We start from the raw sequence: 24258 nt of genomic DNA, 5'->3' as shown, positions 1-24258 counted from the left end.
TTCTTTTGGCGCCCGGCAGCCTACCTCTGCCTCGATATCGCTTTGTTTCGACGCAATTCCTGACGAAAAATCGCTTCACACTTTTCCTGGAATTGCTCTAGCTCAGGAGCTCCCGTCATGGCCGGTTACGACTACGATCTTTTCGTCATCGGCGGCGGCTCGGGCGGGGTGAGGGCGGCCCGGGTGGCGGCGGCGATGGGCAAGCGCGTCGCCATCGCCGAAGAGTATCGGTTCGGCGGCACCTGCGTCATCCGCGGCTGCGTGCCGAAGAAGCTCTATGTCTACGCCTCGCAGTTTCCCGAACATTTCGCCGATGCCGCGGGCTACGGCTGGACGGTGCCGGAAGCGAGCTTCGACTGGCCGACGCTGGTCGCCAACAAGGACAAGGAGATCGCTAGGCTCGAGGCGATCTACAAGCGCAATGTCGAGGGCTCGGGCGGCGAGACCTTCCATTCGCGCGCCAGGCTGGTCGATCCGCATTCGATCTATCTGGTTGGCGAGGATCGCACCGTCAGCGTTGACCAGATCCTGATCGCCACCGGCGGCCGGCCGGCTCCACATCCGGCGCTCGCCGGCCATGAACACTGCATCTTTTCCAACGAGGCCTTCGATCTCAAGGAATTGCCGAAGGCGATCATGATCGAGGGCGGCGGCTATATCGCCGTCGAATTCGCCAATATCTTCCATGGCTTGGGCGTCGACACGACGCTGGTCTATCGCGGCAAGGAGATCCTGTCGCGCTTCGACATGGACCTGCGCCGCTCGCTGCACGAAACAATGGAGAAGAAGGGCATCAGGATCCTGTGCCACTCGGTTTCGGAATGGGTGCGCAAGACACCGGAAGGCCGGTTGAACGTGGTGCTTTCCGGCGGCCAGACGCTGACCGTCGACCAGGTGATGCTGGCGATCGGGCGCATCCCCAACACCGAGAATATGGGGCTGGAAGGCATCGGCGTCGAACTCGGCAAGACCGGCGCGATCGTGGTCGACGACTATTCGCGCACCAATGTCGACAACATCTGGGCGATCGGCGACGTCACCAACCGCGTGCAACTGACGCCGGTGGCGATCCATGAGGCGATGTGCTTCGTCGAGACCGCTTTCAAAGGCAACCCGACCAAGCCTGATCACGACACCATCCCGACGGCGGTGTTCTCGCAACCGGAGATCGGCACCGTCGGCCTGTCGGAAGACGAGGCGGTCAAGCGCTTCGCGGACATCGAGATCTACCGCGCTTCGTTCCGCCCGATGCGGCACACGCTGTCCGGCCGCGACGAGAAGATGCTGATGAAACTGGTGGTCGACAGCGCGTCGAGGAAGGTGATCGGCGCCCATATACTGGGGCCGGACGCCGGCGAGATGGCGCAGCTGCTCGGCATTCCGATCAAGGCCGGGCTCACCAAGGACGATTTCGACCGCACCATGGCGGTCCATCCGACTGCGGCCGAGGAACTGGTCACCATGTACAAGCCGACCTATCGGGTGAAGAACGGCGAGCGCGTCTGATGATACAGATCATGGCGCCGCCGGCATTGTGCCAGCGGCGCTGATGGCGCTTGCGATCTACAACAGTGTGCCGCGCAGGATGACCAGCGCCACCGAGAAGTAGATCACCAGCCCGGTGACGTCGACCAGCGTGGCGACGAAGGGCGCCGAGGCACTTGCCGGGTCGAAGCCGACGCGTTTCAGCGCGAAGGGTAGCATTGAGCCCGACAGCGAACCGAAGGTGACGATGCCGACCAGCGCGGCCCCCACCGTCGCCGCGATATGCCCCCAGTGCGGGCCGTAATCGTAGAAGCCGAAATACTGCCAGAGCGTGATGCGACAGACGCCGACGATGCCGAGGATCGAGCCCAGCACAAGGCCGGTCGGCAGCTCGCGCAGAGCCACGCGCCACCAGTCGCGCAAGCCGATCTCGCGCAGCGCCATTGCGCGAATGACGAGCGAAGTCGCCTGCGAGCCGGAATTGCCGCCGGAGCTCATGATCAGCGGGATGAACAGCGTCAGCACGATCGCCTTCTCCAATTCGCTCTCATAGCTCTGCATGGCGTTGGCCGTCAGCATCTCGCTGAGGAACAGCGCGCAGAGCCAGCCGGCCCGCTTCTGGATCATGGCGAGGAAGCTCATCTTCATATAGGGCTCGTCCAGCGCCTCCATGCCGCCGAAACGATGCACGTCTTCGGTCGTCTCCTCGATCATCGTGTCGATGATGTCGTCGATGGTGACGATGCCCAGCAGCTTGCCATGATCGACGACCGGCACGGCGAGCAGATCGTATTTGGAGATGGTCTGCGCCAGGATCTCGCGGTCGGTGAGCGGGGTGACCGTAACCGGCGCGCGGTCCGGCGCCACCGACAGGATCGGATCCTCGGCATTGCCCCTGATCAGGCGGCGCAGGCCTGTCGCCCGCAGCAGGAGATGCGTTTGCGGATCGACAATATAGATCGCGTAGACGGTTTCGCGCGTGCGCTCGACCTTGCGGATGTAGTCGAGCGTGCGGCCGACGGTCCAGTCCGAAGGCACGCTGACGAACTCCGTCGTCATGATCGAGGCGGCGCTGCCTTCGGGATAGCCAAGGATGGAGAGCAGCGTGGCGCGCAGCGGCGGCGCGAGCGCGCCGAGCAGTCCGGAGCGGGCCGGTTCGTCGAGCTCGCGCAAGAGATCGGCGGCGCGGTCGACCGACATGGCGGTCAACAGCTTGCTCGCCTTGGCGCGCGGCAGGGCTTCCGTGAGTTCGGACGCGCCTTCGAGCTCCGGCTGGTCGAATATCTCGACCAGTCGCTCGAACGGCACGACGCAAAGCAGCTCGATGGCCGTCTCGCGGGATTCGTGATTGAGCGCCTCAACCACGTCGGCGACGTGATCGTTGGCAAGCACACGGGCGACGGCGACCGCTTCGTCGTCCAATACGGGTGCGAATTCGTTCATGGCTCACTCCTTGCCGTCGGCAGGACGTGAGCCTTCAGGTCACGTCAAGCGGACGGCGTTTGCGTTCGACTGTGACTGTCGCCAGGCATGGCGGGTTGACCTTTCTGCTCGCGGGTTTCGCGTTATGAATTCTGCGAGCGGCCGCAACATAGGAGCGCTTTTGGGCGTGTCAATCGTGGAGGCGCCGGAAAACGCACAAGCCGTGTGCCAATCGCGAGACTGTGAACGGCGGCGCCTCATGGCGCGGCCGTCACTACCGCAACGGTTTGGTATGGCTGCTATTTCTGCTTTATCCGGCGGAAGCGGAGCCACTTGTCCTCGGGCGGCCGCGGCGGCTGGGCGAGGATCGTCGTGAGCTCGCGCGGCAGGCTGGGGGCGAGCGGCTTCTTGGTGGCGACACCGTCGGCGATCGAGACCACGCTGTGGTAGAACTCCTCGCCGCTGAGCGAGCGCGGCGGCGTCGCTTCGTGCATCACACTGATCACGGTGACGCCGGGGCAATTGTCCTTGATCGCCTGATGGAAGGCGATCTTGCCTTCGGGATCGAGCGCGCCGGTCGCTTCGTCGAGGAAGAGCAGCCCGGGTTGCTGCAGGATGATGCGGGCAACCACCAGCTTCTGCTTCTGGCCGCCGGACAGCACCTGGTCCCAGATCTTGCCTTCGCGGCTTTCATCGGCGAGGTGCTCGATGAAGTCGCCGAGGCCGGCCTTATGCAGGGCGGCCGCGACCTGCATATCGCCATGGTCGTTCTCGGAACCCGGCAAGCAGACCAATTGCTTCAGCGAGACCTGCTGCAGCTTGACCTCCTGGGCGGCATAGAAGCTCGTCACGCCCTCGGGGAACACGATGATGCCGCGGCCATAGGGCCACAGGGCGTTGATCGCCTTGATCAGCGAGGTCTTGCCGCAGCCGGACTCGCCCTTGAGGAATGTCCATTCGCCGCGGCGGAAGCGCAGGTTCGCGGCACTGAGGAAAGGCGTCGCATCCTCGCCCTGATGCGCCAGCTCCAGCTTCTGGATGGTCAGGCCGAAGACAGGGTTCTGGCTGCCGTAGCTGAAGTCCGAGCGGCCGGTCTGCTGGTAGAATTCGCGCGGATGCTGGACGTTCTCGATGGCGTTGGCGAGTTCGGTCACGCGCTGGCTGTTGGCCCTGAGCGTGGCAATGGCCGGCATGACATGAATGAACCACGAGCACTGGCTGATGAGCTGGGCGACCATTTCGGAGCCGGTGATGTAGCCCTTGTAGTCCAGGCGGTTGTGGATGAACGACACAAGGCCCGGTCCATAGGCGACTATACGGGCGCCGATGAAATTGTAGATCAGCTCGAAGGAGGTGTAGCTGGTGTTGACGACATTGAGCCGCCCCCATGTCCTGTCGATATCGACATAAAGCTTGTCATGCATCGACTTCTGCACGCCCTCGCCATGCGAGGCGGCGACGTGGAAGCTGCGGCGCAGAAATGTCGTCAGCTCGCTGCGGTAGCTGCCTTCGGCCTGCTGCATGCGGACATTGAGTCGCTCCAGCAGGCGTCCGAGCTTGACCGCGACCCAGGTGTTCAGGGGCACGTAAGTGGCGACTGCAACGAAAGCCAGCACCGCGGTGCCGTAGCTGCCGAGGAATTCCAGGCCCTTCACCTCGACTGAAGATCCGATCAGGTTTTCGCCGATGAAATACAGCGAGGTCGCCACGCTCAGCACGCCCATGGCGAGGCCGATAGCGCCGCCGGTCATGTCCTTGATCGATTCCTGGATTCGCTGGTCGATATTGTCGGGTGCGACGATACCGCCGGCCGGCGAACCGTGCTGCGCATGGAAATGCGTGTGATTGCCGTCGAGCAGGGCCTTGTTGAACTGGCCGTTCAGCCAGCCGCGCCATTTGCGATGCAGCGTCGTCGAAACGAGCGTGCGCACGCCAGTGAAGCCCGCATCCTTCAGCACGACCAGAAGCACCAATATGCCTGCGTTGGTCAGGATGGTCTGCAGCGGGTGGGGGTTGGCGGCATCGTGGAGGAAAGCGATCGAATTGCCCAACTCGCCCAACGCCATCGCAAACCAGACGCCGGCCTTGCTGGAAAGCGCCGTCAGCAGCGCGATGACGATGGTGAGGGTCCAGGCTTCCTTCCAGCGGTCCGAGAACCAGTAGGCCCGCATCAGCCCCCAGAAGCTACGCATCGACGACACCGGCGTAAGGGGCGAGGGCTTTGCGGCCTCGCCAGTCAGTTCTGCCGGTACTGTACGCCGTGGTCTGCCGACCCGATTCACGATCCCGCCCAAACCTTTTTCTAGTTTTGTTACGGATAGTAACACCAATTGATCATTTTCTGTTAATTTTCATCTCCCGGATGTGAATGCGCCCACTCGCCGTGGCATCGAGGCAACAGAAAGCCTCCCGAAATGGGACTCGCTTCTGGCTGTTTTCCCGTTTTATTCCAGTCGGTTGAGGGTAATTGCGCCAGCTCGGCCGAGCCTTCCCTTAGGGAAGCAAAAAACACGCCTTTGTGAACGAAAAAGAGCTGCCGAACGGTCGAAACGGTTACTGCGCGTTGACCGGAATGCCCGAAAACTTACCGTCCGCGAGCTCTTCCGGCTTGCCCGATTCGTCTTTTCCGGACGCGGCGAAATGGCCGGAGATGGTCTTGGTGGGGGCGTCGTAGCTGTCGATGACGATCTCGCCGCTACTGAAGCGGACATGACCGACCATGGCGCCGGAATCGAGAATGTTGAAGTTGGCGCTGTTGGCGGGATTGCCTGATTTGAGCGGAAAGCTGCCGACCAGGTCGTTTGCATCCTTCAACGTCAGCATCGAATTGAAGGTCATGGTCGGCGAACCTTGCTCGGTCCCCGACAGGTTCAACATCGGCTTGCCGGCCATCTGCATGGTCTGCGCCGAAGTGAAGGACGCTGTCCACGGCTTGCCGTCGAAACTGGCCGACATGACGGCTTCCTGGGCGGACAATTGCTGCGACGATAGCGGTATTGCCAAGACGACGGCGCAAGACAGCAGCACTGCGCGAAGTCTGACGGCCATGTGCATCCCCCGGTTGATCAGCCCCATCGCTACTACTCTAGCGTAAAGTCCAGCTCCAAGCGATTCACCTGATCGTGTTTGTTCGTCGTGGCTGCGCAGGATTTGACAAGACTATCACTGAGGTCGAACCTGTGGGTCTGCAATTGCTCCGGGGGAAAAAAATGTCTGTACGCATGGTTCTGGCTGCATCGATCGCCGGCTTCGCCTGGCTGCCGGCGGCATTCGCCGCCAGTCAGACCATCCCCGCCAGCGCGGAAGGCCAGATCGAGTTCAACACGCCATCGGGCAACATCGGCTGCATCTACACGCCGAAGGGCGGCACAAGTACCTACCAGCCGAAGGATGGCGGGCCGGAGCTCTCCTGCTCACGCGTCGAGCCGAGCTATGTCACGGCGATTTTGGGTCCGAAAGGCCCCGCAACCCTGATCAAGAATCCCGGCGAGCAGGGCTGCTGCGGCGACGTCACCAAACTTAAATACGGCAACAGCTGGAGCAAGGGGCAGTTTTCCTGCCAGTCGTCGACGAAGGGACTAAGCTGCAGCGGCAGCAACGGTCACGGCTTCTTCCTGAGCAAGGCGAAGACGACGGCCAAATAGCTCAGGCTGTTTGTTTGAGCATGATCCCCCAAGCCAAAGGTCCGGGATCCATGCTCAGCCTGCGGCGGTCTCCAACTCGCCGCGCGCTTTGGCCTGGGCGACTTGATGGATGGCGTCGGCAAGCGCGTCAGCTTCCTGCGCGCCCATCACGGCGTATTTGCCTTCGAGCAGGAAGCAGGGCACCCCCGTGATGCCCATGCGCGACGCGGTGGCGATCTCGTTTCGGACGGCCTCGACATCGGCATCGGTCGGCAACAGCGTCTCGACCACAGAGACATCCATGCCTGCTTCGCGCGCGGCCTCGGTGAGTACGGCATGGTCGCCGATATCGGCGCCCAGCTCGAAATTCAGCTGGAACAGGCGGCGCACAAGCCGGTTCTGCAGGTCCTCGCCGGCGGCGCCCGCCCAGCGGATGACGCGATGCGCATTGAGCGTGTTGGGCGCGACCTTGATGGCGTCGAAGGCGAAATGGATGCCTTCGGCCTCGCCCAGCGGCTCGATGCGGGCGTGGATCTGGCGGATGCGCTCCTCGCTGCCGAACTTGCCGAGCATATACTGCCGGCGGTCCATGCCGCCCGCCGGAATGGTCGGATCGAGCTGAAAGGGCCGCCAGCGTACATGCACGTCGATATCGCCGACAGCGGCGATCGCCGTGTCCAGCCGTTTCTGGCCGATGAAGCACCAGGGGCAGACGACATCTGATACAACATCGACGGTGATCGAGCTTTCGGCACTCATGGTCGTCTCCTTCGTCGCGGGGCCGCGAGCTTGCCTCAGTTCGGCTTTCGCCACCAGGTCGGCAGTTGGTAGCCGAATATGGGGGTCTTTTGCGGATGTTCCAGGTAACTCCAGTAAGCCAACCACTGCTGCGTGTTGTACTGCATCGGCACGATGTAGTTGCCGGAGATCAGCAAGCGATCGAGAACCCGGACGGCGGCGACATAATCCTCCTTGGTGCGCGCATTCAGCATCGAGTCGATCGCGGCGTCGACCGCGGGGTCCGCGACGCCGGCTAGATTGAACGATCCTTCGGTTTTTGCCGCCACCGATCCCCAGCGTCCGAGCTGCTCGCTGCCGGGCGACAGTGAATTGCTGAAGCCGCTGGTGCCGATCAGCACCTCGAAATCGTAGCGTTGCTTGCGCGACTGGATCTGGTCGCCGTCGAGTGTGCGGATGCTGACGTCGATGCCGATCTTTTCCAGCGTGCGCTGGTAGATGGTGGCCAGCCGCTCTTCATCCTGCGACGAGGTCATGATCTCGAAGCTGAAGGGATTACCTTCCGGGTCGAGCAGCTTGCCGTTCTCGACATGGTAGCCTGCCCCCTTGAGCAGATCGAAAGCCGCTTTCAACACCTTGCGGTCCTGGCCCGAGCCGTCGGTGACCGGCGGGCGCCAGGTGCCGTCCATCACATCCGGCGGCACGCGGCCGGGGTAGGGGGCAAGCAGCGCCTTCTCCCGTTCGTCGGCCGGATGGCCGAGCGCGGAAAGCTCGGAATTCTGCCAGTAGCTCATGGTGCGGTTGAACTTGCCGCCGAACAGGTTCTTGTTCGCCCATTCGAAGTCGTAGAGCATGCCGAGCGCGCGGCGCACCACCGGATTGGCGAATTTCGGCAGCCTGGTGTTGAACAGAAAGCCGGTCACGACGGGCGGAATGCCGGTGTCGAAATATTCCTCCTTCACATCGCCTTTGCGGAAGGCGGGAAAGTCAATGTCGCGCTCGCGCTTGACCGGGTCGCTCTCGTCATCGAGGGCGCAAATGCCTTTCTTGAAAGCCTCCGTCTTGGCGTTGGCGTTGAGGAAATACTCGATAGTGATCTGATCGAAATTGTCGAAGCCGCGCTTCGCCGGGACATCTTTGCCCCAATAGGCCGGATTGCGCTTGAAGACGATGCGCTGTCCGGGCAGCACCTTGTCCACGGTATAAGGGCCGCTGCCGATCAGGGGTTTCAGGGTGGTCTTGTCGAACGTGTCCTTGTCGAAGGCGTGTTTCGGGACGATGGGCGTCAGCGCGACGATCAGCGGGAATTCACGGTTGGCCTTGTCGTTGAAGGTGAATTTCACGCTGTGTTCGCCGGTCTTCTCCAGCTTGGCGATCATGCTCATGCGATCGCTGTAGGGCGGACGGCCCTTGGCGGCGAAGACATCGTAGGTGAACAGCACGTCTTCGGGCGTGACCGGCTGGCCGTCCGACCATTTTGCCTCGGGATTGAGATGGAACTCGATCGACTTGCGCTCCGGGTCCATATCGGCGCTGTCGGCGAGCAACCCATAGAGGCTGAACGGCTCATCATAGTTGCGCTGCATCAGCGGCTCGAAGACCAGATTGCCGTAGACGGTGTCGATCATGCCGCGCGCCGTGGTGCGCAGGCTTTTCAGGATGAAGGGGTTGAGGTTGTCGAAGGAGCCGACGACGCAATAGGTGATATTGCCACCCTTGGGCGCGGCGGGGTTGGCGTAGTCGAAGTGCTGGTAGTCGGGCGGCAGCGTCGGCTCGCCCTGCATGGCGATGCCGTGCTTCGGAGCCGACAGGGCCGGAAGAAGCGAGAGGGCCAAGAATGAGGTCGCGGCGATCAGCTGGACGAGAACGCGGTCCATGACCGTCTCCTTGCCGGGCGGGCTTTGTGATTCGCCATGCACCCTAGAGCATTTCGCCCGCCGATTGAATCGGCTGACCCCTGGTGCAATGGCGATGATCCGTTCCAGGCAGGCCGATACATCGAAAAGCACCCAGAAAATCGCGGAAAACGGGCTGGATTCGGCGCGGCTGGCAGTGTAACACGCGCTCCGAAGTCATCCTGTTGCCTCATTTCGGCAACAGGTAGCTGGACCACACGGCACGAATAAGCCGGTCCCCGGGATCTTTTGAGAGGAAAGTGCACCATATGACGAGCAACGCGTATCGCCTTTCGGTGCTGGCCGCAGGCGTGGTCGGCGTCCTGGGCGCCGGGCTTTTCACCGCCTCGGCGCAGCAGCAACAGCAACAGCCGCCGCAAGGCTGGTACAAGGTCTGTGCCAAGCAGGAAGACGTCGACATCTGCAATGTGCAGAACAACGTCACGGCCGACAACGGACAGCTCGTCACCAGCGTTGGCCTGATCGAGATCAAGGGCAAGGTGAACCGCAAGGTGTTCCAGGTGACCGTGCCGACGGGCCGCATCATCGGCGCCGGCATCGGCCTGCAGATCGACGCCGGCAAGGCGCAGAAGCTCGAATATGTCGTCTGCTTCCCGGACCGTTGCGTGGCCGAAGTGCCGCTCACCGATCAGCTCGTGGGCTCCTTCAAGAAGGGGCAGCAGATCACGCTCACCTCGATCAACTTCCAGAACCAGCCGAACCCGATCAAGGTTGCGCTGACGGGCTTCAGCGGCGCCTATGACGGCCCGCCGCTGCAGCAGCCCGACCTCGACGACCGGCAGAAAAAGCTGAAGGACTTCGTGGCCAAGAACAACCAGGACTTCGCCAAGAAGCTCAAGGACGAGCAGGACAAGGCCAAGACCGCGAACTGATCGCGAAAGCCTTCACAGGATGACAAAAAAGCGGGGCAATCGTCCCGCTTTTTTGTTGTCCGGAATTGCTCCGGCAATCTCAGTGTTTCGAATGGCGCTTGGGCTCGTAACGGCCGTCCGGCAGCTTGTCGAACATCTCGCCGATCTGCGGATGCCGGACCGGCTCGCCGGAGCGATCCTCGAGCAGGTTCTGCTCGGAGACATAAGCGATGTACTCGGTCTCCGAGTTTTCGGCGAGAAGGTGGTAGAAAGGCTGATCCTTGCGCGGGCGCACGTCTACGGGGATCGCCTCGTACCATTCCTCGGTGTTGGCGAATTCCGGATCGACGTCGAAGATTACGCCGCGGAACGGAAACAGCCGGTGGCGAACCACTTGCCCGATCGAGAACTTGGCCGTTTTCATCGCACTCACCACTTAGCTCCCAAGGCGCCTTCAGTGGCTGCGCACGACGGCGCCTAAGGTCTTGAATTTACACGTCACGCGGCCAAAAATCGACCTCGACCTTCGGCTTGGTGCCTATTTGGCGCAGACATCGTTGCAAATCAATGCCTCGGCGCCCCGGCACCATCAAGCTACGAGCCAATGGCGGCGATGGTTTCGCCGGCGAACGCCTATTGCCCGGCCTGTTTGCGCAGGCCGCCGGCGAGCGCACGGAACCCGCTGCCGGGCCGCAGCCCCTCGCGCATGAAGAAAGCCCGCAGCGGTGCGAAGCTGCCAAGTGCATTGAGGCCGGCGCTGCGCGCGAGCTGAGCCGGCAACATGTCCGACAGCAGCGACATGTTGAGCAGGTTCACCGCGCCGCTGCGCGCCCAAATGTCGGGCCGGCGCCTGGTGTCATAGGCGGCGAGGCTCCTGCGCGAGCCGGGATCGTCGCGATTTTCGCTGGCGATTCCAACGAGATCGTCGATATCCCTGATGCCGAGGTTCAGGCCCTGCGCGCCGATCGGCGGGAACACATGCGCCGCCTCCCCGACAAGCGCCACGCGGTTCTGCGCGAAACGCCCGGGCGAGGCCGCCGACAATGGATAGATCTGACGGCCGGGCTCGACCGCTACGCGGCCGAGCATCGACTGCATCTTATCCTCGACCCGCGCCGATAGGCTCGCGTCGTCAAGGGCTGCAAGCTCTTGCACGGTTTCCGGCTCGGCCACCCAGACAAGGCTCGAGCGCCTGCCGGGCAGCGGAACCTGCGTGAATGGCCCGGTCTCGGTGTGGAATTCGGTCGAGACAAAGCCGTGGTCGCTGCGATGGCTGAAATTCAGCACAAGCGCCGACTGGTTGTAGGGCCGGGCGGAAGCCTTGATGCCGGCGGCTTCGCGCGCCGGCGAGGCGCGACCGTCGGCGGCAACGGCCAGCGAAGCGGAAAGCTCGCTGCCATCGGCAAGCGCGGCATGCGCCCGGTCGTCGTCAAGCCGCCACGTCTCGACCATCGATTTGCGCCACTCGATGCCGGCATGGCCGGCAACGGCTTCGGCGAGCACCGGGATCAGCATCCTGTTGGGCAGATTGAGCCCGAACTGTTCTTCGCCGATCTCGTTGGCGCGGAAGGTGACGGTCGGGCTGCGGATCAGGCGGCGGGTGGCGTCGACGATGCGCATGACCTTGAGCGCTGCTGCCTGGGAGCGAAGCCCGCCAAGCACGCCAAGCCTGTCCAACACCTTCAGCGCCGGATTCATCAGCGCGGTGGTGCGGCCGTCGCCGGTCGCGGCCTCCGGGCCGACCAGCGTGACGGCAAAGCCCGCCTCGGCAAAGCCGAGCGCGGCGATAAGTCCCGCCGGGCCGCTGCCGGCAACCAGGATCCGGGCATTGTCGTTCTGCTGCATGCCAGGTTTCCGCGATTAGAGGTGATCCTGTGGCAGGATAGGTCGGAGCAGCCGGCTTGATCAACGCGGCGATTCAGCCCATTCGATTTTGTATGACCGGCGAGCAGCACGATTTCAGCCATCTCGACCGCGCCGGCCGCGCGGCGGCGGAAGTGGCGCGCAGCCCGCTGCTGACGGTGACGCTGACGATCGCAGCGGGCATCGCGCTGTCCTGGTTCATCCTCCTGGCAATGGCCATCCGCGGCGCCGAAACCCGTATTGCTGGATACGCGGCGGGCGACTGGCTGCTGCGATACCTGCCGCAGTTGCCTCTGCCGGGCTTTCTCTCGCAATTCTTCAGCCTGTGCCTCGCGCCGGCGCCGCTTGCCGGCTCGGTCGGTGCGAAAGCGCTGGCGCTGGTCGCGATGTGGTTCCTGATGGCGGTTGCCGCGATGCTGCCTTCCGCGGCGCCGATGATCCGCACCTATTGCGAGATTGCAGATACGGCCAGGATCAAGGGAGAACCGGTGGTCCATCCGCTGGTGCTGGTCGCCGGATATCTTGCGACATGGCTCGCCGCTTCGGCGCTGTTCGCCGGGCTGACGCTGGCGATCTACGCCGTTGCCGGCTCGGGGCAGATGCTCGATCCGGTCGTCGGGCTGGCCGGCGGCGTCGCCTTGCTCGTCGCCGGCCTCTATCAGTTCAGCGGCTTGAAGCAGGCCTGTCTGGAGAAATGCAGGAACCCGTTCTCGATCCTGTTCGCCAATTGGAGCACCAAACCGTGGCGCATCTTCCGCCTGGGGACCGAGCAGGGCGCCTGGTGCCTCGGCTGCTGCTGGGCGCTGATGCTGGTGATGTTTGCCGTCGGGGCCATGAACGTCTTCTGGATGGCGCTGATCGGCGTCTTCACCCTGATCGAAAAACAGACTGCGGGCAGGGTGGCCAGCCGGGTGGCCGGTGCGATACTGCTTGTGTGGGCAGCCGCCCTGCTATTAGGTTCTGCGTGAGGGGGAAAATCGGATGACCGAACAAAGCTGGGCGATGAAAGGAGAGCTGGTACTCTCCTGCAATTGCACGGTTTTCTGCCCTTGCGTGCTGTCGCTCGGCAGCCATCCGCCGACCGAGGGCTACTGCCAGACCTGGGCGGGTTTCCGCATCGATGCCGGCCATTTCGGCGAGGTCGACCTCTCCGGCCTCAATCTAGGCCTGGTCATGGAAATCCCGGGCTATATGAGCCGCGGCAATTGGAGCGCGGGCCTGTTCATCGACAAGCGCGCGTCGGTCTATGCAGTGAAAGCGCTGACCAAGATCTTCACCGGCAAGGCCGGCGGCACGACCGCGCTTTTGTCGATCCTGGTCGGAAAGTTCCTCGGCGTCGAGCAGGTGCCGATCACCTATGAGACGCGCGACAAGACACGCATCTTCCAGATCCCGAAAATCATCGACGGCGCGGTGACGCCCATACCGGGCAAGGACCGAGACAAGGATACGGTGATCACCAATTCCGAATACTGGATCGCGCCTGAAATCATCGTGGCGAAGTCCGACAAGAGCAAGATGCGGGCCTTCGGCCGCAACTGGAATTTCGCCGGCCGCTCGGCCGAGATCTGCAAGCTGGACTGGCGGGGACCGTGAGCAAGAACACAGCGGCCCGAAAAGCGGCCAAGAAGATCGCGGAGCGGCTTCCGTTGCCGAAGAAGAAGGTGACGTGGCCGCAGGCCCGCGCTTTTTCCGTTCACCTGCTCACCGCATCGGGCTCGTTTCTCGCTTTTCTGTCGCTTGTCGCGGCAAGCGAGGAGCGCTGGACGGCGATGTTCTGGTGGCTTGGCCTGGCGCTCTTCGTCGACGGCATCGACGGTCCGATCGCCCGCAAGCTCGAGGTCAAGGAAATCCTGCCGACATGGTCGGGCGAGCTCCTCGACAACATCATCGACTATGTCACCTATGTGCTGATCCCGGCCTTCGCGCTCTATCAGCGCGGCTTCATGGGCGAGAACCTGTCCTTCCTGTCGGCGGCGATCATCGTCGTCTCCAGCGCGATCTACTATGCCGACACCGGCATGAAGACGAAGGAGAATTTCTTCAAGGGGTTCCCCGTGGTCTGGAACATGGTGGTGTTCACACTGTTTGTCATCGAGCCGGGGCAGTGGGTGTCTTTCGCCGTGGTCGTGGTCGCCGGCATCCTCACCTTCCTGCCAATCAATTTCATCCATCCGGTGCGAGTGGTGCGGCTGAGGCCGATCAATCTCGGTATGACGCTGCTCTGGTGCGCCTTCGGCGCGCTGGCGCTGGCGCAGGCGGCGCTCGCGGCCTTCTATGACAAGATCGGCGTTCTGGGCGAACAGGTCAGCGACTTCACCAAGATAGGGATCACCATCGCCGGTCTCTACCTCGCCTGCATCGGCGGCGTCATGCAGATGTTTCCCAAGCTCGGCGCCAAGAAGTCCTGACCCAGCCCTTTTGTGCAGCAGCATCTTTTCCGACCCGTTTTTCGGGATCATGCTCTGCGCCCCATCACTGTCCCCGAAAGAGTTGAGCGATGTCCAAGGCAATCCGTATCCACGCCCATGGCGGCCCCGAAGTCCTGACCTATGAGGACGCCGATCCCGGACAGCCCGGCGCCGGCCAGATCCTGATCCGGCACACGGCGATCGGCCTCAACTTCATCGACGTCTATCACCGCACCGGGCTTTATCCGCCGCCCGGCGGCTTCCCGCTGATCCCGGGCGGCGAGGCGGCCGGTGTCGTGCTGGCGCTCGGCTCCGGTGTCGACTGGCTGAAGCCCGGCGATCGTATCGCCTATGCGGTCAATGTCGGCGCCTATGCCGAGCAGCGGGTCATCGCCGCCGACCGCGTGGTCAAGCTGCCGGACGGTATCGGCGACGAACAGGCGGCGGCGATGATGCTGAAAGGCATGACAGCCGAATATCTGTTGCGCCGCACCTATCCGGTGAAAGCAGGCGACACGATCCTCTATCATGCGGCGGCCGGCGGCGTCGGCCTCATCCTTGGCCAATGGGCCAAGCATCTCGGCGCCACGGTGATCGGCACCGCGAGCTCCAACGACAAGATCGAGCTCGCCAGGGCGCATGGCTTCGACCATGTCATCAACTACAAGGAACAGGATTTCGTCGCGGCAGTCGCAGCGCTTACCGGCGGCAGGAAATGCGATGTCGTCTACGATTCCGTCGGCGCCGATACGTTTCCCGCCTCGCTCGACTGCCTGCGGCCGCTCGGCCTGTTCGCCAGCTTCGGCCAGTCTTCCGGGCCCATCCCGCCTTTCTCGATGTCGATCCTGGCGCAGAAAGGATCGCTCTACGCGACGCGACCGACGCTCTTCGTCTACAACGCCAGGCGCGAGGACATGGTGGCATCTGCGAATGCGCTCTTCGACGTGGTCCTGAGCGGCGCGGTCGAGATCAAGATCAACCAGCGCTATGCGCTGAAGGACGCGGCGAAGGCGCAAGCCGATCTCGAGGCGCGCAAGACGACAGGAACGACTGTCCTTATTCCATGAGCATTCTATAAGCCGGCTGCCTTGTTTTTCAGCGACTTGCCGTGCCTTCGGGCACGGCTCACCTGAAAAGCACCGTCGATTTGCCGATGTTCTCGACGGGCCTATCTTAGCCCTTGAGTTTCCGCTGAAATTCTTGAAGCTCTTTCAAGTTGGGTGCTGCTTTCCGATGGGAGCCGGCCGCGCATACCATGCTTTCGGGAACACAGAACATATCCGGTAAGCCGGATGGGAGGCACTGTGAGTGCAAATCATGACGGGGCGAACCTGCTGGAGGTTCGCGGCCTTACCAAGATTTTTGGCACGCTGACGGCGTGCAACCATGTCGATCTCAACATCGCCAAGGGCGAGATCCACGCGTTGCTCGGTGAGAACGGCGCCGGCAAGTCGACGCTGGTCAAGATGCTGTTCGGGTCGCTGGAGCCGAACTCGGGCGAGATTTTCTGGGACGGCAAGCCGGTCAAGATCACCAGCCCGGGCGTGGCGAAGAAGCTCGGCATCGGCATGGTGTTCCAGCATTTCTCGCTGTTCGAGGCGCTCACCGCAGCCGAGAACATCGCGCTGTCGTTGAATGACGGCTCGCCGATCGGCACGATCGCGGCGAAGGCGAGGGCGCTTTCCTATAGCTACGGCCTGCCGCTCGATCCGGAATCTCTGGTCGGCGACCTGTCGGTCGGCGAGCGCCAGCGCATCGAGATCATCCGCTGCCTGTTGCAGACGCCACAGCTCATCATCCTCGACGAGCCGACTTCTGTGCTGACGCCGCAGGAAGCCGACAAGCTGTTCGAGACGCTGGAGCGGCTGCGCGCGGAAGGCAAGTCGATCCTCTACATCTCGCACCGGCTGGAAGAGGTCAAACGCATCTGCGACCGCGCCACGGTGCTGCGTCACGGCAAGGTGGTCGGCCATTGCAACCCGCGCCAGGAGACGGCGGCCTCGCTCGCCCGCATGATGGTCGGCAATGAGGTCAAAGCCGTGGTGCGTGCACCGGCCGAAGGCATCGAGACCGCGCCGGCGCTGCTCGAGATCCGCGGGCTGACCCGCAAGCCGGCAACCCCCTTCGCCATTCCGCTCAAGAACATCAGCCTCGCCGTGCGCGCCGGCGAAGTGATCGGCATCGCCGGCGTCGCCGGCAATGGCCAGGGCGAGTTCTTCGAATCCGTTTCCGGCGAAGTGCTGCAGCAGGATGCCGGCTCGGTCCGCATCCGCGGCAAGGACGCCGGTGCGCTCTCGATCACCGGACGGCGGCTGATGGGCGCCGCCTTCGTGCCGGAGGAACGCCTCGGCCATGGCGCGGCGCCGCGCATGAAGCTTTCGGAAAACCTTTTGCTGTCGCGCCACGCCACCGACGGCAAGGCTTTCGTCTCAGGCGGCATGGTCAAGAACGCTTCCGTCTATAGCGCCGCGCAGCGCATCATTACCGCGATGGATGTGCGCAAGAGCGCGCCCGATCCCGAGGCCGCCGCACTTTCCGGCGGCAATCTGCAGAAATTCATCGTCGGCCGCGAGCTCGACCGCAGGCCGAGCGTCATGGTCGTCAACCAGCCGACCTGGGGCGTCGATGCTGGCGCGGCCGCGCATATCCGCCAGGCGCTGATCGAGCTGGCGCGCAGCGGCTCGGCGGTGCTGGTCATCAGCCAGGATCTCGACGAATTGTTCGAGCTCTCCGACGCGATCGCGGTCATGCACAATGGTGAGTTGTCCCAGCCGCTGCCGATCGCCGAGGCGACGTTCGAAAAGATCGGCCTGCTGATGGGCGGCGCCGAGCCCGGCCACGCCGAACACAGAATGGAGGTGGCATGATGCGCATCGAACTGGTCAAACGCCCGCAGCGCTCGGCGCTGTTTTCGGTGCTGTCGCCCTTCATCGCCTTCGCGCTGACTATCGTTGCCGGCGGCATCATGTTCGCCTTGCTCGGCGTCAATCCGTTCAGCGCCTTCGAAATCTACTTCGTCGAGCCGATCAGCCAGCTCTGGCAGTTGCATGAACTGGCGATCAAGGCGGCTCCGCTCATCCTGATCGCCGTCGGCCTGTCGGTCTGCTACAAGGCCAATATCTGGAACATCGGCGCCGAGGGCCAGTTCGTTTTCGGCGCCATCTTCGGCTCGATCATTCCGGTGATGTTCCCTGGCTTCGAGGGGCCGCTGGTGTTGCCGCTGATGCTTTTGCTCGGCATGCTGGGCGGCGCGCTCTACGCATCCATCCCGGCACTGCTCAAGACCCGCTTCAGCACCAACGAGATCCTGACCAGCCTGATGCTGGTCTATGTCGCGCAGCTCTTCCTGGACTGGATGGTGCGCGGACCCTGGCGCGATCCGCAAGGCCACGGTTTCCCGCAGACCATCCAGTTCGGCGACTGGGCCGTGCTGCCTCAGCTGATGCCCGATGACGGCCGCGCCAATTGGGGCTTCGTCTTTGCGCTCGTCGCCGCGGTGGCGATCTGGCTGATGATGAGCCGCATGCTGAAGGGGTTCGAGGTGCGCGTGCTGGGCTCAAGCCCAAGGGCAGGGCGCTTCGCCGGCTTTGGCTTCAACAAGATGGTGTTCTTCTGCTTCCTGCTGTCCGGCGCGCTGGCCGGTTTGGCGGGCATCTCGGAAGTCTCCGGCGCCATCGGTCAGCTTCAGCCGGTGATTTCGCCCGGCTACGGCTTCACCGCCATCATCGTCGCCTTCCTCGGCCGCCTCAATCCGCTCGGCATCGTCGCGGCGGGGTTGGTGCTGGCGCTGACCTATCTCGGCGGCGAAGCGGTGCAGAGCGCGCTCGGCATCTCCGACAAAGTGGCGCGCGTCTTCCAGGGCATGCTCTTGTTCTTCGTGCTCGGCTGCGACACGCTCATCCACTACCGCATCCGCTTGATCGGCCTGGCGCTGACGAAACCGAACGGCGCGGCCAAGCTCGACGCGGCGCCCAAGCTCGAGGAGGCTCGCTGATGGACATCACCATCAACATCCTTTTGACCATCGCGACCGCAGCGACGCCGCTTCTGATCGCGGCGATCGGCGAGCTGGTTGTCGAGCGCTCCGGCGTGCTCAACCTCGGCGTCGAGGGCATGATGATCATGGGCGCCGTCGGCGGCTTCGGCGCCGGCTATCTTACCGGATCGCCCTGGATCGGGCTGCTCGCGGCAATCGTCGTCGGGGCGCTGTTCTCGCTGCTCTTCGCCGTCATGACACTGTCTTTAGCCACCAACCAGGTGGCGACGGGTCTGTCGCTGACGCTGCTCGGCCTCGGCCTCTCCGGCATGATCGGCACCAGCTTCGTCGGCCAACCTGGCGTCAGGCTGCCCAATCTCGATATCCCGGTCCTCACCGACATTCCTGTGGTCGGCAAGCTGATCTTCGGCCAGGATCCGGTCTTCTACATCTCGATCGCGCTGACCGCGGCGGTGATGTGGTTCCTGTTCAAGACGCGCACGGGCCTGACGCTTCGCTCGATCGGAGACAGCCACACATCGGCGCATGCTCTTGGCATCAAGGTGATCCGCTACCGCTATCTCGCCGTGATCTTCGGCGGCGCCTGCGCCGGCCTCGCCGGCGGGCATCTGTCGCTGGTCTATACGCCGCAATGGGTGGAGAACATGAGTGCGGGCCGCGGCTGGATCGCGCTGGCGCTGGTGGTGTTCGCCTCCTGGCGTCCGTGGCGGGTGCTGGCCGGCGCCTATATCTTCGGCGCGGTCTGGATCGGCCAGCTTCATGCACAGGCTTTTGGCATTCCGGTGCCCTCGCAGTTTCTTTCTTCGCTTCCCTATCTGGCAACCGTTGTGGTTCTCGTTCTAATCTCGCGCAACAAGCGTCTGACGATGATGAACACGCCGGCTTCCTTGGGGCAGCCATTCGTTCCGGATCGTTGACAACAAGAAAAAGACGGGAAGCTCCAAGGCTTAAACTCAGAGAGGTAACACAATGAAAAAACTGCTTATTGCGCTGATGACCACGGCCGCGGCCCTGTCGCTGGCGGCAACCGCCCAGGCGGCCGACAAGCTAAAGGCCTGCTGGGTCTACACGGGTCCGATCGGCGACTTCGGCTATTCCTACCAGCACGACCAGGGCCGGCTCGAAGTCGAGAAGGCGCTCGGCGACAAGGTCGAGACCGCCTATCTCGAAAACGTGTCGGAAGGCCCTGACGCCGACCGTGCCTTCGAGCGCCTGGCGCGCGAGAAGTGCAAGATCATCTTCGGCACGTCCTTCGGCTTCATGGACGCCGAGGTGAAGGTCGCCAAGAAATTCCCCAAGGTGATGTTCGAGCACGCGACCGGCTTCAAGACCGGCGACAATCTCGGCATCTACAATGCCCGCTTCTATGAGGGCCGCTACGTGCTCGGCCAGATCGCGGCCAAGGAATCGAAGAAGGGCCTTGCCGGCTACATCGTTTCTTTCCCGATCCCGGAAGTGGTGATGGGCATCAACTCCTTCATGCTCGGCGCGCAGTCGGTCAATCCCGACTTCAAGGTCAAGATCGTGTGGGTGAACTCCTGGTTCGATCCGGGCAAGGAAGCCGACGCCGCCAAGGCGCTGTTCGATCAGGGCGCCGACATCATCGTCCAGCACACCGATTCCACCGCCGCCCTGCAGGTCGCCGAAGAGCGCAAGCTGCACGGCTTCGGCCAGTCGTCGGACATGATCAAGTTCGCGCCGAACGCGCAGCTCACCTCGCTCACCGACGAGTGGGGGCCCTATTACATCAGCCGCGTCCAGGCCGCGCTCGACGGCACCTGGAAGCCTGACAATGTGTGGCTCGGCATCAAGGATGGCGCCGTCAAGCTCGCGCCTTTCACCAACATGCCCGACGACGTGAAGGCGATGGCGGAAGCCACCGAGAAGAAGATCGCCGGCGGCTGGAACCCCTTCACCGGACCGGTCTCCAAGCAGGACGGCTCGCCCTGGCTGAAGGACGGCGAGGTTGCCGACGACGGCACGCTGCTTGGCATGAATTTCTACGTCAAGGGCGTCGACGACAAGCTGCCGCAGTAAGTGGCGGCGAGGTTTCGAAGCGGAGAGGGCGCCTCGCGGCGCCCTCTTTCGTTTGTATAATCGATCGGCAAGATTTCTCGCCAAAGGAAAAGCTGAGCCGGCTATCCGCTTGCTAATTAAGTATTCAGGTCTTGGTGCCGGATTTTAAGATAAATTCATTTCATATTTTCCATAATCTGCGCCTCTGTGAGACATTTCTAGTATTCTTTGCCGTCTCCGTGATCGCTTTCACATACAATAATACCTTTTACTTCCAATCTGATCAGGTAAATCAGGCGAAATTGGCCGACGTGACGAGCGTCCGCAGAAGGGGGTTTTATGCAATTGAATAAAAAACTTTTAGCAATTATCGGAAAACGCATCCCCGCCATTTATGACGTCATTCCGCGCGGTCCGCAGGGGCTGCTTGCGCAAGTGGCGCTCAATCCTCAGCCGCTGCCGCCGCACGAACTGGGCGCCGCGGTTGCCGACGAATTCGTCCGCTCGGCCTGGCTGGCCGAACGGGGCGGATTCGATATGAAGGCGCTGTCTAGCGATCTCGACGATTGGTGCCCGACGCGACCGAAGATCCCGAAGCTGCCGCCGTGGTGGGGACCGTTTCCGCCGGAACCCGAGCCGCGCCCCGATTGGTTCGTGGACTTCCATCTGGGGTTTGCTTCAAGGTTGTCGGTCATCGGGGCCAAGTCGGCGGGCAAGAATCTCGATGCCACCCTCAATCAGGCGATCGACCGTTCCCTGGCCGCAATCGAGGCGGTGAAGCTCTGATCGAGCTGCCAAGGCAGATAAGCCACAACAGTCTGAGGGCGCCATAGTGCGCCCTTTCGACTATTTGGTCCTAACCCTGCCGAAGATGTCGAGGCTAAACCGCGGAACCGTAAAGATCGTAGGCGTCGGCGCGGTCGATCTTGACGGTGACGATGTCGCCGGCGCGCAGCGGGCGGCGCGACTGGATGTGTACCGAGCCGTCGATCTCCGGCGCATCGTACTTGGTGCGGCCCTTGGCCGAGGTGCCGTGCGCCTCGTCGATCAGCACCGGCAGGCGCTTGCCGACCTTCTTGGCGAGCTGTGTCGCCGAAATCTTCTGCTGGCGCTGCATGAAGCGATGCCAGCGGGCTTCCTTGATCTCTTGCGGTACCTGTTCGAGGCCAAGATCGTTGGAACGCGCGCCCTTGACCGGCTCGTATTTGAAGCAGCCGGCGCGGTCGATCTTCGCCTCGTCCAGCCAGTCGAGCAGCATCTGGAAATCGTCTTCCGTCTCGCCGGGGAAGCCGACGATGAAGGTCGAGCGTATGGCCAGATCGGGGCAGACCTCGCGCCAGCCGCGGATGCGCTCCAGCGTCTTTTCGCCATGCGCCGGGCGGCGCATGTTCTTCAGCACCTGCGGCGAGGCGTGCTGGAAGGGGATGTCGAGATAGGGCAGTATCTTGCCCTCGGCCATCAGCGGGATGACGTCGGCGACATGCGGGTAGGGGTAGACGTAGTGCATGCGCACCCAGATGCCGAGCTTGCCTAGTTCCTCGGCGAGGTCGAGGAACTTCGCCCGCACCTCGCGGTCGCCGAACATCGAGGTCTGGTACTTGATGTCGACGCCGTAGGCGCTGGTGTCCTGCGAGATGACGAGGAGTTCCTTGACGCCGGCCTTGGCGAGTTTTTCTGCCTCGCGCAGCACATCCGCCGCCGGCCGCGAGACCAGATCGCCGCGAAGTGCGGGAATGATGCAGAAGGTGCAGCGGTTGTTGCAGCCTTCGGAAATCTTCAGATACGCGTAGTGGCGTGGCGTGAGCTTCACGCCCTGCGGCGGCAGGAGATCGATGTAAGGATCGTGGCTCGGGGGTGCGGCTTCGTGAACCGCGGCCATGACGCTTTCATAAGCCTGCGGCCCAGTGATGGCGAGCACATTGGGGTGCTTCTCGCGGATGACATCCGGTTCGGCGCCAAGACAGCCGGTGACGATGACGCGGCCGTTTTCCGACAGCGCGGAGCCTATGGCGTTGAGCGACTCGTCGCGCGCGGAATCGAGGAAACCGCAGGTGTTGACGACGACGAGATCGGCGCCGTCATGCTTGCGCGCGATCTCGTAGCCCTCGGCACGCAGGCGCGTGATGATGCGCTCGGAATCGACGAGCGCTTTCGGGCAACCAAGACTGACGAAACTGACGCGAGGGGCAGACATAAGATATTCCGGGCTTTTTCGGGATCGGCGGCGCAATACCACACTAATTGCGGCATTGGTATGGGCAGGCGGCTGCTGCGGCAAAACGCAATGCGAGGGCTGGCCGGTTGGGGTCCGGAAACCCGCCTCGGGTGGCGGTGTCAGCTTACCGCGTTGTTGACGTGCGGCCAGACTTCCACTGCTCCCCGGTAGACCATATCGATCGCCACATAGAGGATGATCGCCAGGCCGACATAGGCGATCCAGCGATAACGGTGCAGCAGCCTGGCGATGAAGCTTGCGGCCAGGCCCATCAGGCCGATCGACAGAACCAGCCCGACGATGAGGACCCAGAAATGATCGCGTGCGGCACCTGCCACCGCGAGCACGTTGTCCAGCGACATCGACACGTCGGCGACGACGATCTGCAGCGCCGCCTGGCCAAGCGTCTTGCGCGGCTTGCCCGTCGCCACCGTCTTATCGCCGTCGAGATCGGAATTGGCCAGCGCTTCGGTCGCCTCCTGCTCGTCGGCATGCGAGGTGCGCAGCTCGCGGTACATCTTCCAGCAGACCCACAAAAGCAGGATGCCGCCGGCGAGCAGCAGGCCGACAATGGCCAGCAGCTTGACGGTGATCGCGGCAAAGAAGATGCGCAGCACCGTCGCCGCCAGCACGCCGATGACGATGGCCTTCCGGCGCTGCTCGGAGGGCAGGCCGGCGGCCGCCAGCCCGATGACGATGGCGTTGTCGCCTGCCAGGACCAAATCGATGGCGATGACCTGGAGCAAGGCTGTCAGGCTGGCGGCGCTGAAAATATCCATCGGCTGGAGGCCCTTTGCTGTTCGCGGAGTCTCGATCGTCGATTGTCCTGACGCCTAACGTGTATGGTTCACGCGCGTCAAGAGAACAGGCCCGGACCAGCCCTTTCAGGGCGCCTGTTTCACCCGGATATCCAAGGAATCCGGATATCTAAGGAATATTGCGGGCCGACGTGTCGATTCGAGCGCAACTCGTCGCAAATCGCCGGTCAATCGTAGAGATTGTATTTTGCCCAGTCGGCCTCGGGGATTTCGTCGCCGATCTTGTAGCGGAACTGCAGCACCTGCATGTGGTCCGGCGCGGTCTCGCATTTGAACTTCAGCCGATACCACTGGCCTTTGCTGCGAAAAGCGGCGCCGGTGCTCCTGATGGCGTCGGCGCTCATCTGTGGCGTGGCGAAGGCGTAGGCCACGACGCGATCGGCTTTGTAATTGTGATCGTCGTGGCTGATCCGGTCGAGCACCTCGGCGTCGCAGCGCTGCTCGAGACGGGTCTCCGGATCGAGTTTCATCAGGCCGGCGCGCAACGCGTTGTCCATCGCCATGGCCGGCCAGGCAAGCGTCAGCGACGCCAAAACCATCAGGCATAGTTTTTTCATGGGCGCGACAAGCAGCATAATTTGACCGAGAAATCAAATAAACGCTGCTTCACCAACCGTTGACCGGCATGCCGAGGCGCCAGGATCGCTTCGGTCCACTAACCAATACAGGCGGTACACAACTCTTGCTCGCTGCGATTTGCAGAATCGCTAATGCAAACGAAGGCGCAGATCGGCACAGAGGCCATTGGGCTTCGTGCACTTTTCTGCAAAGCCGCGATATGCCCAGAAAAAGTCAGCTCTGACAGCCTGCGTCCGGCCGTCATGCAGTGGCGCAAGGGCGTCGCATGTCAGATCGACCGGCACGTCAACCGCCCGGCTTCGTTGGCAGGAAAATTCAGGAAAT

At 62.7% G+C, this 24258-nt stretch carries 23 protein-coding genes; 13 read left to right on the top strand and 10 right to left on the bottom strand.

Annotation, left to right across the window (positions count from 1 at the left end):
• Positions 1 to 117 precede the first annotated feature (117 nt).
• Positions 118 to 1506: a glutathione-disulfide reductase gene (gor, locus tag FJ988_RS06875; RefSeq protein ID WP_140815993.1), complete on the top strand. Its 1389-nt coding sequence runs from the start codon at positions 118 to 120 to the stop codon at positions 1504 to 1506.
• A gap of 57 nt (positions 1507 to 1563) precedes the next feature.
• Here gor and mgtE read toward each other — a convergent pair whose 3' ends face one another.
• The 3 genes from mgtE to FJ988_RS06860 all read right to left on the bottom strand — a co-directional run bounded on the left by mgtE (position 1564) and on the right by FJ988_RS06860 (position 5955).
• A complete protein-coding gene (gene mgtE / locus FJ988_RS06870) occupies positions 1564 to 2928 on the bottom strand; it encodes a magnesium transporter (protein ID WP_140815992.1) in 1365 nt (454 codons plus the stop codon).
• Between the two features lie 278 nt (positions 2929 to 3206).
• Positions 3207 to 5099 (bottom strand): ABC transporter ATP-binding protein/permease, encoded by a 1893-nt coding sequence (locus tag FJ988_RS06865; RefSeq protein ID WP_181183444.1) that lies wholly within the window; start codon positions 5097 to 5099, stop codon positions 3207 to 3209.
• A 361-nt stretch (positions 5100 to 5460) separates the two neighbouring features.
• Entirely contained in the window at positions 5461 to 5955 is a 495-nt protein-coding gene (locus tag FJ988_RS06860) for a DUF6252 family protein (RefSeq protein ID WP_140815990.1), read from the bottom strand.
• A gap of 161 nt (positions 5956 to 6116) precedes the next feature.
• Here FJ988_RS06860 and FJ988_RS06855 point away from each other — a divergent pair, with 161 nt between their 5' ends.
• The gene (locus FJ988_RS06855; protein ID WP_246688453.1) at positions 6117 to 6551 is read left to right on the top strand and encodes a hypothetical protein; all 435 of its coding nucleotides are present in this window, start codon (positions 6117 to 6119) and stop codon (positions 6549 to 6551) included.
• Between the two features lie 54 nt (positions 6552 to 6605).
• Here FJ988_RS06855 and FJ988_RS06850 read toward each other — a convergent pair whose 3' ends face one another.
• Together FJ988_RS06850 and FJ988_RS06845 are read right to left on the bottom strand one after the other, a co-directional pair.
• Positions 6606 to 7289 carry a DsbA family oxidoreductase gene (locus FJ988_RS06850; RefSeq protein WP_140815989.1) on the bottom strand — a complete coding sequence of 228 codons (684 nt, stop codon included), beginning with the start codon at positions 7287 to 7289 and terminating at the stop codon, positions 6606 to 6608.
• A 35-nt stretch (positions 7290 to 7324) separates the two neighbouring features.
• Entirely contained in the window at positions 7325 to 9145 is a 1821-nt protein-coding gene (locus tag FJ988_RS06845) for an extracellular solute-binding protein (RefSeq protein ID WP_140815988.1), read from the bottom strand.
• Between FJ988_RS06845 and FJ988_RS06840 the strand changes: the two genes are divergently transcribed.
• A complete protein-coding gene (locus FJ988_RS06840; protein ID WP_140815987.1) occupies positions 9144 to 9326 on the top strand; it encodes a hypothetical protein in 183 nt (60 codons plus the stop codon). The two genes, FJ988_RS06845 and FJ988_RS06840, sit on opposite strands and share 2 nt — an antisense overlap.
• Positions 9327 to 9432: 106 nt before the next feature.
• Positions 9433 to 10056, top strand: a complete 624-nt coding sequence (locus tag FJ988_RS06835; protein WP_407067703.1) for an invasion associated locus B family protein — start codon at positions 9433 to 9435, stop codon at positions 10054 to 10056.
• Between the two features lie 79 nt (positions 10057 to 10135).
• Here FJ988_RS06835 and hspQ read toward each other — a convergent pair whose 3' ends face one another.
• Positions 10136 to 10459 (bottom strand): heat shock protein HspQ, encoded by a 324-nt coding sequence (gene hspQ / locus FJ988_RS06830; RefSeq protein WP_181183456.1) that lies wholly within the window; start codon positions 10457 to 10459, stop codon positions 10136 to 10138.
• A 209-nt stretch (positions 10460 to 10668) separates the two neighbouring features.
• Positions 10669 to 11880 carry a UbiH/UbiF family hydroxylase gene (locus FJ988_RS06825; RefSeq protein ID WP_140815984.1) on the bottom strand — a complete coding sequence of 404 codons (1212 nt, stop codon included), beginning with the start codon at positions 11878 to 11880 and terminating at the stop codon, positions 10669 to 10671.
• A gap of 92 nt (positions 11881 to 11972) precedes the next feature.
• Between FJ988_RS06825 and FJ988_RS06820 the strand changes: the two genes are divergently transcribed.
• The 9 genes from FJ988_RS06820 (at position 11973) to FJ988_RS06780 (ending at position 21108) form a co-directional block, all read left to right on the top strand.
• The gene (locus tag FJ988_RS06820) at positions 11973 to 12866 is read left to right on the top strand and encodes a DUF2182 domain-containing protein (protein ID WP_140815983.1); all 894 of its coding nucleotides are present in this window, start codon (positions 11973 to 11975) and stop codon (positions 12864 to 12866) included.
• 13 nt (positions 12867 to 12879) lie between these two features.
• A complete protein-coding gene (locus FJ988_RS06815) occupies positions 12880 to 13494 on the top strand; it encodes a DUF1326 domain-containing protein (RefSeq protein ID WP_140815982.1) in 615 nt (204 codons plus the stop codon).
• Between the two features lie 53 nt (positions 13495 to 13547).
• On the top strand, positions 13548 to 14309 hold the full coding sequence (gene pcsA / locus FJ988_RS06810; RefSeq protein ID WP_210242748.1) for a phosphatidylcholine synthase: 762 nt from the start codon (positions 13548 to 13550) through the stop codon (positions 14307 to 14309).
• Positions 14310 to 14398: 89 nt separating this feature from the next.
• On the top strand, positions 14399 to 15376 hold the full coding sequence (locus tag FJ988_RS06805; protein ID WP_140815980.1) for a quinone oxidoreductase: 978 nt from the start codon (positions 14399 to 14401) through the stop codon (positions 15374 to 15376).
• 225 nt (positions 15377 to 15601) lie between these two features.
• A complete protein-coding gene (locus FJ988_RS06800) occupies positions 15602 to 17176 on the top strand; it encodes an ABC transporter ATP-binding protein (RefSeq protein ID WP_181183442.1) in 1575 nt (524 codons plus the stop codon).
• A complete protein-coding gene (locus tag FJ988_RS06795; protein ID WP_140815978.1) occupies positions 17173 to 18303 on the top strand; it encodes an ABC transporter permease in 1131 nt (376 codons plus the stop codon). Before FJ988_RS06800 ends, FJ988_RS06795 begins: the two co-directional genes overlap by 4 nt.
• Positions 18303 to 19223 carry an ABC transporter permease gene (locus FJ988_RS06790; RefSeq protein WP_140815977.1) on the top strand — a complete coding sequence of 307 codons (921 nt, stop codon included), beginning with the start codon at positions 18303 to 18305 and terminating at the stop codon, positions 19221 to 19223. The genes FJ988_RS06795 and FJ988_RS06790 overlap by 1 nt, the downstream gene beginning before the upstream one ends.
• A 52-nt stretch (positions 19224 to 19275) precedes the next feature.
• On the top strand, positions 19276 to 20343 hold the full coding sequence (locus tag FJ988_RS06785; RefSeq protein ID WP_140815976.1) for a BMP family ABC transporter substrate-binding protein: 1068 nt from the start codon (positions 19276 to 19278) through the stop codon (positions 20341 to 20343).
• A 318-nt stretch (positions 20344 to 20661) separates the two neighbouring features.
• Positions 20662 to 21108, top strand: coding sequence for a hypothetical protein (locus FJ988_RS06780; protein ID WP_140815975.1), 447 nt, complete (start codon positions 20662 to 20664; stop codon positions 21106 to 21108).
• Positions 21109 to 21202: 94 nt separating this feature from the next.
• Here FJ988_RS06780 and rimO read toward each other — a convergent pair whose 3' ends face one another.
• From rimO to FJ988_RS06765, 3 genes are all read right to left on the bottom strand, one after another.
• A complete protein-coding gene (gene rimO, locus FJ988_RS06775; RefSeq protein WP_140815974.1) occupies positions 21203 to 22516 on the bottom strand; it encodes a 30S ribosomal protein S12 methylthiotransferase RimO in 1314 nt (437 codons plus the stop codon).
• Between the two features lie 140 nt (positions 22517 to 22656).
• Positions 22657 to 23316 carry a TerC family protein gene (locus tag FJ988_RS06770; RefSeq protein WP_140815973.1) on the bottom strand — a complete coding sequence of 220 codons (660 nt, stop codon included), beginning with the start codon at positions 23314 to 23316 and terminating at the stop codon, positions 22657 to 22659.
• 206 nt (positions 23317 to 23522) lie between these two features.
• Entirely contained in the window at positions 23523 to 23930 is a 408-nt protein-coding gene (locus FJ988_RS06765) for a DUF930 domain-containing protein (protein WP_181183441.1), read from the bottom strand.
• Positions 23931 to 24258 lie beyond the last annotated feature (328 nt).

This window comes from Mesorhizobium sp. CU3 (assembly GCF_006442965.1).
GTDB lineage: Bacteria > Pseudomonadota > Alphaproteobacteria > Rhizobiales > Rhizobiaceae > Mesorhizobium.
The sequence above is the reverse complement of the archived record's forward strand: the minus strand, read 5'-3'. Positions and strand labels throughout refer to the sequence as shown.